Genomic DNA, 12,273 nt, shown 5'->3' on the forward strand with positions numbered 1-12,273 from the left:
GGAGGTAAATATGAAAGCCTTTCTAGCCGCTGTTGCCACGATGGCTGTAATTGCCGTCGCTGCGCCATTTGCCTTAGGCCAATTCGGATTCAGCGCGGCGAATGCCAGCGCGGGTTCGGCCGTGCGCCTCGACTGAATGTCAGAATACCTGACCACCAAAGAACTGGCCGACCTGCTGCGCATTGGCGAGCGTAAAGCCTATGACCTTGCTTCATCCGGCGAGGTCCCCTGTGTCCGGGCCATGGGCAAACTCTTGTTTCCAAGGGCCGAAGTCATTGCCTGGCTGAACGCATCGCGCAGCGGACCGCAGGTCGCAGAACCGTCGCTGCCGCCGATCGTGGCGGGCAGTCATGATCCGCTGTTGGATTGGGCTCTGCGGGAAAGCGGGTCGGGCCTGGCAACTTATTATGACGGCTCATTTGACGGCTTGAATCGCCTGAAAGAACGATCAGCGCAGGCTGCGGCGCTGCATATCCACGAGACAGACGGATTTAACACGCAATCTCTCCAGGACCATCTGGGAGAGGCACCCGTCATTCTGTTCGAACTAGCAAAACGCCAGCGTGGGCTACTGATGGCCCCCGGTGTGACTGGGATATCGGACTTTTCTGACCTCCGGGGCCGTCGCATTCTTCTTCGTCAGGACAGTGCCGCCAGTCAACGGTTGTTCGACACGCAACTGCAGGCGCACGGCCTGAACCGAGACGATCTGGATACCCTGCCGACCTGCGCACGTACCGAAGAAGAGCTGGCCATAGCCCTGCATGACAGCAAAGCCGATGCCGGATTCGGCCTGGGTGCGCTTGCGGGGCTGTACAATCTGGGCTTTGCCCCGACCCATACCGAACGCCTGGACCTTGCCATCTGGAGGCGCGCCTATTTCGATGGCCCGATGCTTCGGTTGCTCGGCTTTGTGCAATCCGACCGCTTTGCCACCCGGGCAGAAGAATTCGGCGGGTATGACTTGTCGGATCTCGGAACCATCCATCACAATGGAGCCAGCGGATGACCCTATTGGGCGTTGGGAAAGAACAGCTGCTGGCCGTCGTGCGTGTAAGATGCGATGGCCGCCTGCCCTTCGGGCCCGGTCAACCAGTCAATAAAGCGCTGCCCCGAGGCCGCCCGCACTTTGGGATGCTTGTCAGGGTTCACAAGAATAATCCCATATTGATTAAACAGGCGCGGATCGCCCTCAACCATGACCTCAAGGTTTCCCTTGTTGCCAAAGCTCTGCCAGGTCGCCCGATCCGTCAGCGCATAGGCACCCATCCCACTAGCCACGTTCAGTGTCGCCCCCATCCCGGATCCAGTTTCCCGGTACCAAGTGCCCGAAGCGTCGGTCGGGTCGATACCGGACGAGGCCCAATGGCCCAATTCTGCCTTATGCGTCCCGCTGTCATCCCCGCGTGAGGCGAAGGGCGCCTTGGCCTTAGCCACGGCGGTCAGCGCCGCGATAATGTCAGTCCCACCTTTCACTTTGGCGGGATCGGATTTTGGCCCTACAAGGACAAAATCATTGTACATCACGTCCGACCGCTCAACACCCCAACCATCTGCCACAAACTTCTCTTCGGCAGGTTTGGCGTGAACCAGCAAGACGTCCCCGTCACCGTTGATCGCATTGCGGATCGCCTGCCCTGTACCAACAGCCACCACGCGGACATCAATCCCGCTTTCGGCTTCAAAGCCTGGCAGGATATGGTCGAACAAGCCCGAATTCTGAGTCGACGTGGTTGATTGGACTACAATAAATGGGGTTTCGGTCAATGCGGCTGTAGTGTTCAGGCCAAGCGCTATTACTGCAGCCCCGACGAATTTGCGGATCATTTGAACTCCATATTCAGATTAGGTTACCAGACCACCGGCAACAAACCGGCGCGCGGCGTCACTTGTCGGGGCATCCAGAACTTGTTTGGCAGCACCGTGTTCGACCACGTGCCCGGCCTGCATCATGACGATATCCGCTGCCAGACGGCGTGCCTGACCGATATCGTGGGATACCATGACAATGCGTACCCCACGGTTCGAAGCGCGCAAGATCATCCGTTCGATCATCTGCGTAGCACCAGGATCAAGCGAACTGGTTGGTTCGTCCAGGAACAAAGTCTCCGGGTCCAGCGCCAGCGCGCGCAGGATGGCCAGCCGTTGCGCCTCGCCCCCGGACAGCGATCTGGCGGACTGGCGCGCCTTACCCTCTAGCCCACCTTCGGCCAGCAATTCGTCGATCCGGGATTTGCGAATTGCACGGGACATGCCCTGACGCTTTAGCACAAAATCAAGATTGGCTGACACGGACCGGCGCAACAGAACCGGTCTTTGAAACACCATCGCCTGTCGTGATTTGTGATACGCATTCAGGGCAATCCCGTCCTGCTGAACCCTGCCGCTATCCGGGACGATAAGCCCGTGCAAACAGCGCAAAAGCAGGCTCTTGCCCGCTCCGTTCGGCCCAAGGATCAAAGTTGGTCCCAGCCCCATCAGGGATAACTCTGGCACTTGAAGCAGTGTCTTTCCCTTGCGGGAAATCTGTAAACTGTGAACAGAAAGACATTTCACCATCTCGGGCACCAGATCACGCATGGCGCAACCCTTCCTTCTCGGCCCGCAGGCTAAGCGTGCTGACCATGGCGTTTACTGCGATGGCTATGGCAATCAGGATGGCCCCAAGCGCAAGCGCCAACGCCAAATTTCCCTTGGACGTTTCAAGGGCGATTGTCGTCGTCATCACCCGCGTGACGTGGTTGATATTGCCGCCAACGATAATAACCGCTCCAACTTCGGCAATCGCACGTCCAAACCCTGCCAGCAATGCAGTAACAAGAGACAGCCGCGCATCCCACAATAGCACCGGAATCGATGCCATCCGCGACACGCCGAGTGAGCGGAGTTGCTCGGAATATTCCTCGGCCAGCATTTCGACCACTTGACGTGTCAGTGCGGCAACGATCGGGGTCACCAGAACGACCTGAGCAATAATCATCGCCGTCGGTGTGTAGAGCAATTCAAGGACCCCCAACGGGCCGGAACGCGACAGCATCAGATAGACCAGCAAACCAACCACAACCGGGGGCAAGCCCATCAAGGCATTCATCAAGACGATCAGAATCCGCCGCCCTGGAAAACGCGCAACGGCCAAAGCCGCGCCCATGGGCATCCCGATAACGGCAGAAATCAGAACGGCAAAAACAGAGACTTTCAGGGACAACAGAACAATCGCCCACAGCTCCGGATCCCAATGAAGGATCAAAGCAAGCGCCGACCTGAATTCTGTTGTGAAATCCTGCATTATCTACCTAATACTCCCCATATTGAACAGTTTGCAATAATTTACAGGTAATTACTATGACAAACGCGCTACAAGTGCAGTCACATTTTCGACGCTTCCAACAAAAAACGCGGCCCCATTTGGGACCGCGCCATATTCCATCGTGAACCTGACTCAGTTCAGTGCTGCATCCGAAATCTGATGCGTCCAGGCACCTTCGGGTTGTTTGGTGATAACGGGGTCAGAACCACCGGCAAGCAGCGTCCCTACAGTGCGCTCAAAATCCGCCGGATCAAGCGATCCGTTTGAGCCCGCAGTCAGCTTGGCAATCTCACCCATCATACGTCTCTGATGCGCTTCGGTTTGGGCACCAGTCGCGTCATTTTCAAGCACGATATCGGCCGCTTCATCTGGGTTCTCTTCGGCATATTTCCACCCCTTCATCGACGCCCGTACGAAACGTTCCATCTTGTCGACAAATGCCGCGTCGCTCAGGTTCTCTTCAAGAACGTACAGGCCGTCTTCCAGCGTGGCGACGCCCTGATCTTCGTATTTGAATGTGACCAGTTCGTCGGGGCTGACGCCGGAATCTATGACCTGCCAGTATTCGTTATAGGTCATGGTGCTGATGCAATCAGCCTGACGCTGCAGCAGCGGGTCGACATTAAAGCCCTGCTTCAGAACCTCGACGCCATTTTCGCTCTTGCCACCGGTATCAATGCCCAGCTGGCTCATCCAGCTCATGAAGGGGAATTCGTTGCCAAAGAACCAGACGCCCAGTGTCCGGTTCTTAAGGTCTTCTGGTGCGGAAATACCGGCATCTTTCCAGCAGGTCAACATCATACCCGAGCTTTTGAAAGGCTGGGCAATATTCACCAGCGGCAGGCCCTTTTCGCGCGCGGCCAATGCAGCTGGCATCCACTCGACCGTCACGTCAGCGCCGCCACCCGCAATGACCTGTGTCGGCGCTATGTCCGGGCCGCCTGGCAGAATTGTGACATCAAGACCTTCTTCTTCGTAGAACCCTTTGTCTTTGGCCACGTAATAACCTGCGAACTGAGCTTGCGTGACCCATTTCAACTGCAATGTCACCTCATCCGCCGACCAGGCTGCACTGGCGGCCAGGCTAAAGGCGGCAACCGCCCCGCTGAGTATCTTTTTCATCTTCACATCTCCTAGTTTCAGTTGGCGCCCCATTTTTCATTTTTGGGGTCTGTTGAATTCTTATCCGCGTTGCGACGGGTGCCAGAAGGTCACCGCCTTTTCGATCATGGCCACCAGACCATAAAATGATGTCCCGGCCAAAGCCGCCACTACGATCTCGGCCCAGACCATATCCAGTGAGAGCTGCCCCACGCTGGTAGATATCCGAAACCCCATGCCAAGCGTCGGTGAGCCAAAGAACTCGGCCACGATAGCGCCGATCAATGCAAGGGTGGTGGATATCTTGAGACCATTGAAAACAAATGGCATCGCGGCAGGCAAGCGCAGCTTCAGAAAGCTCTGCCAATACGTGGCGGCATAAGTCTCCATCAGGTCGCGCTGCATTGCTGTCGCCTCGCGCAGCCCGGCGACGGTGTTCACCAGCATTGGGAAAAAGACCATCACGACAACCACCGCCGCTTTGGAGTGCCAGTCGAACCCGAACCACATGACCAGAATCGGCGCGGTGCCAACAATCGGAAGAGCGGCCACGAAGTTGCCCACGGGCAAAAGCCCAAGGCGCAGAAAATCCCACCGGTCCACTGCAATCGCCATCAGGAAGGCGGCTCCACAGCCGATGATGTAACCGCTCAGCGCGCCCTTGATGATGGTTTGCACGAAATCCATCCAAAGCGTTGGCAAACTGTCCCAGAACCGAATCCAGATAACCGATGGAGCGGGCAGAATGACCAAAGACACCTCAAGGCCGCGCACTAAAAGCTCCCAGATGACGATGATAGTCAGACCAAAGATCAGCGGAGCCAGAAACCGGACCATCCGCGTATCAGCATAAGGCCCGCTGGCCAAGCGGCTGTTCAACCACCATCCCAACAGCCACACACCGAGTGCGCCCAGAATTGGTATCATTGCGCAATCCCCATCCGTTTCAGGACCGACTTTTCAATCAGCCCCAGAAGCCCCACAAGACAGGCCGCCAGAATCGCCGCCGCAAACAGGGCCGACCAGATTTGCACGGTCTGACCATAATAGCTGCCTGCCAGCAGGCGCGCGCCCAGTCCCGCAACTGCCCCGGTGGGCAATTCCCCCACGATGGCCCCTACCAATGAAGCCGCAATGCCTATCTTCAGCGATGTGAACAGATACGGCATCGAGGCCGGCAAACGCAGTTTCCAGAACCCCTGCGCGTGGCTCGCGCTATAGGTACGCAGCAAATCCAGTTGCATCGCATCCGGGCTGCGCAAACCTTTGACCATGCCCACCACGACAGGAAAAAAGCTGAGATAGGCCGATATGACCGCCTTGGGGATAATCCCCTGCACGCCAACGGAATATAGGACCACAATGATCATCGGGGCCAGAGCGATGATCGGGATGGTTTGGCTGACTATCGCCCAGGGCATGACCGACAGGTCCATGACCCGGCTATGTACGATCCCAACAGCCAGCAGAATTCCCAGACCGGTGCCAATGGCAAAACCCAGTATCGTCGCACTCAGCGTCACCCAGCCGTGATAAACCAGCGAGCGCTTTGAGGTGATTTTCTTCTCAACCGTTGTCTTCCATATCTCAACGGCCACCTGATGCGGAGCGGGCAACCGCGGACGATCCTGTTCCCACGTGGCTGGAATGGCAAAGCTATTGTCCAGAACCAGGCTGAATTCGGACAGATCGCGACGATCTTTTGCCGAGGGTGGCTGAACAGTGGCGCCGGCCCGTTCCTGTTCGGTCAGAACGCCTTTGATATTCATCGGAATACAAGCGGCGTACCAAAAGGCTACTATGACGGCCAGTACCGTCAATACAGCCCAGAATGCCTTGAACCCGCTACTATTCATCCGAATGCCCCGCGCGCAACCCTTCTCGCACCCTATGGGCAACTTCGATGAATTCCGGCGTGTCGCGAATATCGAGCGGCCGCTCTTTCGGCAACGGACTGTCGATCACGTCAGTGATCCGTCCGGGCCGAGGGCTCATCACAACGATCTTGGTGCTCAGATAGACGGCCTCAGGGATGGAATGGGTGACAAACCCAATGGTCTTTTCAGTCCGCGCCCAAAGTGCCAGAAGCTGCTCGTTCAGGTGATCGCGGACAATCTCATCCAACGCGCCAAAAGGTTCGTCCATAAGCAGGATATCCGCATCAAAGGCCAGCGCCCGTGCAATGCTGGCCCGTTGCTGCATTCCACCCGATAACTGCCAGGGAAACTTTCCACCAAACCCTTCAAGATCAACAAGTTCCAAAACCTTGTTTACGCGTTCTTCCTGCTCGGCAGCTGTAAACCCCATGATTTCAAGCGGGAGCTTGATGTTCTTGGAAATGGTGCGCCAAGGGTACAGACCCGCGGCCTGAAATACATAGCCATAGGCCCGATTCCGCCGCGCCTCATCCGGGGTCATACCGTTGACGGTCAATGTCCCGCCGGTCGGAGTTTCCAACGCAGCGATGCACCGCAAAAAGGTGGTCTTACCACAGCCGGAGGGTCCGATGAAGCTGACGAATTCTCCCTTTTCGATGGTCAGGTTCACATCCTTCAGAGCGTGGACCGGCCCGTCATTGGTCTGAAAGGTCAGATCCAGTTGCCGCGCCTCGATTACAGGCGGTGCAGCGGTTTCAATATTCATTCCATCCCCTTGAACTTAAACCGTAATAAGACGTGATATCTGCCACATATTCTGTCATACACCGGTTGCTGGAATACCCGTGCGTACCACCGGTCGCGGCGCTGTCAGCTCTTTCCAAGTACTCAGCGCCTTGTTGACGGTTGTATTGGCCTCGCGTTCAACAAATTGGCCATGGCCTTCCTGAGTCCTGATCTCTCCGTCATGCACTGCAACCTGCCCACGGGTCAGAGTAAAGCGCGGCAAGCCTTTGACCTCTTTGCCCTCAAACACGTTGTAGTCGATCGAAGATTGCTGCGATTTCGCGCTGATCGTCTTGCCTTTCTCAGGATCCCACACCACCAAATCGGCATCGGCACCTACAAGAATTGCGCCTTTTCTTGGGTAACAATTCAATATCTTAGCGATGTTTGTTGAAGTGACTGCCACAAATTCATTTGGCGTCAGCCGACCAGTGTTCACCCCATGGGTCCACAGCATCGGCATCCGGTCTTCCAACCCTCCGGTACCGTTCGGGATCTTGGTGAAATCCCCCACGCCAAAGCGTTTCTGATCCGTCGTAAAGGCGCAATGGTCGGTGGCCACGACACTCAACGAACCAGATTGTAATCCGTTCCACAGGCTATCCTGATGCTGCTTGTTTCGGAACGGAGGGCTCATGACCCGCCGCGCCGCGTGGTCCCAATCCTGGTTGAAATACTCGCTCTCATCCAAAGTCAGATGCTGGATCAAAGGTTCCCCCCACACCCGCTTGCCCTGCATCTTTGCACGCCGAATGGCCTCATGCGCCTCTTCGCACGATGTGTGCACCACATACAGCGGCACTCCGGCCATATCCGCGATCATGATTGCGCGGTTGGTCGCTTCGCCCTCGACCTGCGGCGGACGGGAATAGGCATGTGCCTCGGGGCCTGTATTGCCTTCGGCCAACAGCTTTGCGCTGAGTTCGGCAACAACATCGCCATTCTCGGCATGCACCATGGCCGTTCCACCCAGCTCGGCAAGACGCTTGAACGAAGCATACATTTCATCGTCATTGACCATCAACGCGCCCTTATAGGCCATGAAATGCTTGAACGTGTTGATGCCGCGTGTCTCGATCACCGTCTTGAGGTCATCAAACACCTGCTCGCCCCACCAGGTCACCGCCATGTGGAAAGAATAGTCGCAATTTGCACGTGTCGACTTGTTATCCCAGCGCTTGAGCGCATCCAACAGGCTTTCACCTGGGTTGGGCAGAGCGAAATCAACCACCATCGTGGTTCCTCCAGCCAATGCCGCCCGGGTTCCGCTCTCGAAATCATCGCTGGAATAGGTGCCCATGAACGGCATTTCCAAATGCGTATGCGGGTCGATCCCGCCAGGCATCACATAGCAGCCTGTCGCATCCAGTTCCGTATCACCTTTTAGGTCCGGCCCAATCTCGGTGATCACCCCATGCTCGACCCTCACATCCGCCTGGTAAGACAAATCCGCGGTTACGACGGTCCCGTTCTTGATAACAGTGCTCATATCAATCTCCCTGATGCGGTCTGCGCCGCTTGCTTCATCTGGCTACAAATACCTCGGGGGAGTCGCCCAACGGGCGACGGGGGCAGAGCCCCCTATTCCACAATTCCAGCCGTCTCTACGACCGCATGAAACAGAACATCCGCCCCGGCGGCAGCCCAAACCTTGCTGATTTCTTCGGCTTCGTTATGGCTTAGCCCATCCACACAAGGGCACATCACCATCGCTGTTGGTGCAACCCGGTTGATCCAGCAGGCATCATGACCGGCGCCCGAAATGATATCTGTATGAGAATAACCCAACCGTTCAGCCGCATCGCGTACAGCTGCCACGCAGCCATCATCGAATTTCACCGGATCAAATCCGCCAACTTTCTCGAACTCGATCTGTAGGCCCATCTCATCCACGATATCTTCGGCCGCTACGCGCAGACGATTTTCCATATCGGTGATCACGTCCAGATCGGGCGAACGGAGATCGACAGTAAACACAACTTTCCCCGGGATCACGTTACGCGAATTCGGAAACACATCAATATGCCCCGCCGCACCCACCGCGTGGGGCGCATGGGACCAAGCAATCTCGTCAACCTTTTCAAGGATACGCGCCATCGCCAATCCGGCATTCTTGCGCATCGGCATCGGCGTAGACCCGGTATGGGCGTCCTTTCCGGTAACGGTAATCTGGGTCCAGCTGAGACCCTGACCATGGGTGACAACGCCGATATCCTTCCCCTCGGCCTCAAGAATGGGGCCCTGTTCGATATGCAGCTCAAAAAAGGCGTGCATCTTTCGGGCACCAACCTCTTCGTCACCGCGCCAGCCAATGCGGCTCAGCTCATCTCCGAACTTCTTACCATCGGCATCCTCACGGTCATAAGCCCAATCCTGCGTATGCATCCCGGCAAAAACCCCCGAGGACAGCATCGCAGGTGCATAGCGCGTGCCTTCTTCATTCGTCCAGTTGGTCGCAACGATTGGATGTTTGGTCTTGATTCCCAATTCATTGAGCGTGCGAATGATTTCCAACCCGCCCAATACACCCAGAACACCGTCATATTTGCCGCCTGTCGGCTGCGTATCCAAATGTGAACCCACATAGACCGGCAATGCCTCGGGGTCCGTGCCCTCTCGATGCGCAAACATATTGCCCATTTGGTCCAGCCCCATGGTGCACCCTGCCTCTTCGCACCATTTCTGAAACAACGCGCGGCCTGCCGCATCTTCATCCGTCAGGGTCTGACGATTATTGCCCCCCGCAACACCCGGGCCAATCTTGGCCATCTCCATCAGGCTGTCCCACAACCTGTCGCCATTGATCCTGAGGTTCTGCGCCGGAGCTGCCATCCTAGTCTTCCCTGTTGCTTGCGATTTGCTCGCTTTTGGTGTCTTGATTTGACCATCTGGTCAAACTCACGCTATCACGGGTTCGACATCAGTCAAGAAATAGCAGAGCTCGGTGGGAATTTTTGGCATATTCCGCACTTGCGAGCCCAAAAATCAGACAGGCAAAGACATGTCCAAAGACCGCGCACCAACACGAATTCAGAAAAAAAACCGCGCTGCAATTCTAGAAGCCGCTTTGAACGTGTTTTCTGCCTACGGTTTCCGCGGTGCCACCGTCGACCAGATTGCTGCCGAGGCCGGGTTGAGCAAGCCGAATCTTCTGTATTATTTCCCCTCAAAAGAAGCGATTCACACGGCCCTTCTATCTGGCCTTCTCGAGATTTGGCTGGCCCCCCTCCATGATCTCGACGCCGACGGGGACCCTTTGGAAGAGATACGCGCTTATATCCATCGCAAACTGCAAATGAGCCGGGAACTTCCGCGCGAAAGCCGTCTGTTTGCCAATGAACTGGTCCAGGGTGCGCCACGCATACACGATGCATTGTCCAATGATCTCAAAACTTTGATGGATGAGAAGACCGCAATCCTTACGGCCTGGATGGAGCAGGGTAAAATCGCGCGCCTCCATCCCTACCACCTTATTTTCTCCATCTGGGCTTTGACACAGCATTATGCGGATTTCGATGTCCAGGTTCGGGCCATTCTTGGCGACGAAGACCCGTATGAAGGTGCTGAACCGTTCATCGACACGCTCTACCGCAAATTGCTGGCGCCTTAGGTTTTCGTTAGCCGGAACCCGCTCACCCTGAGCCTAGGATGACGCTACTCTTTTCTTCCCTGTCCACACACAGGTGCCGTGGTAAGGCTTTCGTTGGGTGGGTAGAGCGAGAAGTGGGGCATAAGGCGTTCCAAGACTAAGTGAGGAGGCGCGGATATCATCTGATCCGCACCGCCACCCAATATGTCGCAAACTGCCACAACGCCCCCCATCGACATCCTGTTCTAAGAAGATTCGACGAATTTTTTTGGACTACTCGGCGGCTTTCGCCATTGGATTGTTGGGATGGGTTGTCCAGTTGCCATATTCGGGCTGCACTTCCTGTCCCGTACGCGGGTCGATTTCGCCAGCGTCCATCGGCACCATGGAAATACATCCCTCGACCGGGCACACATCCACGCACAGGTTACAGGCCACACATTCGTCATCCATAACCTCGAACACGCGCTCTTCGGACATTGAAATGGCCTGGTGGCTGGTGTCTTCGCAGGCGGCATAGCAACGGCCACACTTGATGCACTGATCCTGATCAATCTTGGCCTTGGCGACATAATTCAGGTTCAGGTATTGCCAGTCGGTCACGTTTGGAACCGCAAGACCGACAATTTCCGAGACGTCCTGATACCCTTTTTCATCCATCCATTTCGACAGGCCCGCCGTCAGTTCGTCAATGATCTTGAACCCATAGGTCATCGCTGCCGTGCAGACCTGAACATTGCCGCAACCCAATGCCATAAACTCTGCAGCATCGCGCCAGGTAGTCACACCGCCAATACCCGAGATCGGCATTCCGTTCGTTGCCTGTCCACGCGAAATCTCGGACACCATCGACAGGGCAATCGGTTTCACCGCAGGGCCACAATAGCCACCGTGGCTGCCTTTGCCGTCAATCGAGGGTTCAGGGCTGAAGCTATCCAGATTGACACTGGTAATCGAATTAATCGTGTTGATCAGCGATACCGCATCCGCACCACCATTCTTTGCGGCTTCGGCAGGCTTGCGGATATCAGTGATATTCGGCGTCAGTTTCACGATGACCGGTCGGTCATAGTATTTCTTGCACCAGCGCGTCACCATCTCGATATATTCCGGCACCTGCCCTACGGCCGCCCCCATCCCGCGCTCGCTCATCCCGTGTGGACAGCCAAAGTTCAGTTCGATCCCGTCGGCACCGGTTTCGGCAACACGCGGCAGGATAGCCTTCCAGGCCTCTTCCTCGCACGGCACCATGATCGAGGCGATCAGGGCGCGATCTGGATAATCAGCCTTAACCCGCGCCATTTCTTCAAGGTTTACCTCTAATGGGCGGTCTGTAATCAGCTCGATGTTGTTCAGACCCAACAACCGACGGTCTGCGCCGTAGATCGCCCCATAGCGGGGGCCATTAACATTGACGACCGGTGGACCTTCGGACCCGAGTGTTTTCCACACCACACCGCCCCATCCGGCCTCAAAGGCGCGGCGGACGTTATATTCCTTGTCCGTCGGCGGCGCAGATGCCAGCCAATATGGGTTGGGGCTTTCAATTCCCAGAAAGTTCGATTTCAAATCAGCCATTTATCCGGCCTCCCTGATGCTTGCAGGCATCTTGA

General features: G+C 56.2%; 13 protein-coding genes. 3 read left to right on the top strand and 10 right to left on the bottom strand.

What is annotated here, in order from left to right; translation table 11 throughout:
- The first annotated feature begins 10 nt into the window (after window positions 1–10).
- Together AC2FGB_RS04335 and AC2FGB_RS04340 are read left to right on the top strand one after the other, a co-directional pair.
- Window positions 11–136 (top strand): hypothetical protein, encoded by a 126-nt coding sequence (locus AC2FGB_RS04335; protein WP_271946568.1) that lies wholly within the window; start codon window positions 11–13, stop codon window positions 134–136.
- Complete coding sequence (locus tag AC2FGB_RS04340; RefSeq protein ID WP_281972249.1) at window positions 137–1,009, top strand: substrate-binding domain-containing protein; 873 nt, start codon at window positions 137–139, stop codon at window positions 1,007–1,009.
- A 2-nt stretch (window positions 1,010–1,011) separates the two neighbouring features.
- On the opposite strand, the gene AC2FGB_RS04345 is transcribed toward AC2FGB_RS04340, so the two are convergent.
- The 9 genes from AC2FGB_RS04345 to AC2FGB_RS04385 all read right to left on the bottom strand — a co-directional run bounded on the left by AC2FGB_RS04345 (window position 1,012) and on the right by AC2FGB_RS04385 (window position 9,903).
- Window positions 1,012–1,827, bottom strand: a complete 816-nt coding sequence (locus tag AC2FGB_RS04345) for an ABC transporter substrate-binding protein (protein WP_496693278.1) — start codon at window positions 1,825–1,827, stop codon at window positions 1,012–1,014.
- Between the two features lie 18 nt (window positions 1,828–1,845).
- On the bottom strand, window positions 1,846–2,580 hold the full coding sequence (locus tag AC2FGB_RS04350; protein WP_142634372.1) for an ATP-binding cassette domain-containing protein: 735 nt from the start codon (window positions 2,578–2,580) through the stop codon (window positions 1,846–1,848).
- The gene (locus AC2FGB_RS04355) at window positions 2,573–3,286 is read right to left on the bottom strand and encodes an ABC transporter permease (protein ID WP_281972252.1); all 714 of its coding nucleotides are present in this window, start codon (window positions 3,284–3,286) and stop codon (window positions 2,573–2,575) included. The genes AC2FGB_RS04350 and AC2FGB_RS04355 overlap by 8 nt, the downstream gene beginning before the upstream one ends.
- Window positions 3,287–3,439: 153 nt before the next feature.
- A complete protein-coding gene (locus AC2FGB_RS04360; RefSeq protein WP_496693279.1) occupies window positions 3,440–4,429 on the bottom strand; it encodes an ABC transporter substrate-binding protein in 990 nt (329 codons plus the stop codon).
- 60 nt (window positions 4,430–4,489) lie between these two features.
- Entirely contained in the window at window positions 4,490–5,335 is an 846-nt protein-coding gene (locus tag AC2FGB_RS04365) for an ABC transporter permease (RefSeq protein WP_496687640.1), read from the bottom strand.
- Window positions 5,332–6,264: an ABC transporter permease gene (locus AC2FGB_RS04370; protein ID WP_496687638.1), complete on the bottom strand. Its 933-nt coding sequence runs from the start codon at window positions 6,262–6,264 to the stop codon at window positions 5,332–5,334. The genes AC2FGB_RS04365 and AC2FGB_RS04370 overlap by 4 nt, the downstream gene beginning before the upstream one ends.
- Window positions 6,257–7,051 (bottom strand): ABC transporter ATP-binding protein, encoded by a 795-nt coding sequence (locus AC2FGB_RS04375; protein ID WP_281972254.1) that lies wholly within the window; start codon window positions 7,049–7,051, stop codon window positions 6,257–6,259. Before AC2FGB_RS04375 ends, AC2FGB_RS04370 begins: the two co-directional genes overlap by 8 nt.
- A gap of 54 nt (window positions 7,052–7,105) precedes the next feature.
- Window positions 7,106–8,560 (bottom strand): dihydropyrimidinase, encoded by a 1,455-nt coding sequence (gene hydA / locus AC2FGB_RS04380; protein ID WP_496687636.1) that lies wholly within the window; start codon window positions 8,558–8,560, stop codon window positions 7,106–7,108.
- 92 nt (window positions 8,561–8,652) lie between these two features.
- Window positions 8,653–9,903 (bottom strand): Zn-dependent hydrolase, encoded by a 1,251-nt coding sequence (locus AC2FGB_RS04385; protein ID WP_496687633.1) that lies wholly within the window; start codon window positions 9,901–9,903, stop codon window positions 8,653–8,655.
- Window positions 9,904–10,072: 169 nt separating this feature from the next.
- Between AC2FGB_RS04385 and AC2FGB_RS04390 the strand changes: the two genes are divergently transcribed.
- The gene (locus AC2FGB_RS04390) at window positions 10,073–10,681 is read left to right on the top strand and encodes a TetR family transcriptional regulator C-terminal domain-containing protein (RefSeq protein WP_142634388.1); all 609 of its coding nucleotides are present in this window, start codon (window positions 10,073–10,075) and stop codon (window positions 10,679–10,681) included.
- 252 nt (window positions 10,682–10,933) lie between these two features.
- Here AC2FGB_RS04390 and preA read toward each other — a convergent pair whose 3' ends face one another.
- Window positions 10,934–12,238: an NAD-dependent dihydropyrimidine dehydrogenase subunit PreA gene (gene preA, locus AC2FGB_RS04395; protein WP_281994752.1), complete on the bottom strand. Its 1,305-nt coding sequence runs from the start codon at window positions 12,236–12,238 to the stop codon at window positions 10,934–10,936.
- Window positions 12,239–12,273 lie beyond the last annotated feature (35 nt).

Source organism: Ruegeria sp. CDSC021, assembly GCF_059610845.1.

Coding starts and splice junctions, on each gene's coding strand:
- AC2FGB_RS04350 (WP_142634372.1), bottom strand. CDS start 2,580: ATGCGTGATCTGGTGCCCGAGATGGTGAAATGTCTTTCTGTTCACAGT.
- AC2FGB_RS04375 (WP_281972254.1), bottom strand. CDS start 7,051: ATGAATATTGAAACCGCTGCACCGCCTGTAATCGAGGCGCGGCAACTG.
- preA (WP_281994752.1), bottom strand. CDS start 12,238: ATGGCTGATTTGAAATCGAACTTTCTGGGAATTGAAAGCCCCAACCCA.
- AC2FGB_RS04385 (WP_496687633.1), bottom strand. CDS start 9,903: ATGGCAGCTCCGGCGCAGAACCTCAGGATCAATGGCGACAGGTTGTGG.
- AC2FGB_RS04390 (WP_142634388.1), top strand. CDS start 10,073: ATGTCCAAAGACCGCGCACCAACACGAATTCAGAAAAAAAACCGCGCT.
- AC2FGB_RS04345 (WP_496693278.1), bottom strand. CDS start 1,827: ATGATCCGCAAATTCGTCGGGGCTGCAGTAATAGCGCTTGGCCTGAAC.
- AC2FGB_RS04335 (WP_271946568.1), top strand. CDS start 11: ATGAAAGCCTTTCTAGCCGCTGTTGCCACGATGGCTGTAATTGCCGTC.
- AC2FGB_RS04370 (WP_496687638.1), bottom strand. CDS start 6,264: ATGAATAGTAGCGGGTTCAAGGCATTCTGGGCTGTATTGACGGTACTG.
- AC2FGB_RS04360 (WP_496693279.1), bottom strand. CDS start 4,429: ATGAAAAAGATACTCAGCGGGGCGGTTGCCGCCTTTAGCCTGGCCGCC.
- AC2FGB_RS04340 (WP_281972249.1), top strand. CDS start 137: ATGTCAGAATACCTGACCACCAAAGAACTGGCCGACCTGCTGCGCATT.
- AC2FGB_RS04355 (WP_281972252.1), bottom strand. CDS start 3,286: ATGCAGGATTTCACAACAGAATTCAGGTCGGCGCTTGCTTTGATCCTT.
- hydA (WP_496687636.1), bottom strand. CDS start 8,560: ATGAGCACTGTTATCAAGAACGGGACCGTCGTAACCGCGGATTTGTCT.
- AC2FGB_RS04365 (WP_496687640.1), bottom strand. CDS start 5,335: ATGATACCAATTCTGGGCGCACTCGGTGTGTGGCTGTTGGGATGGTGG.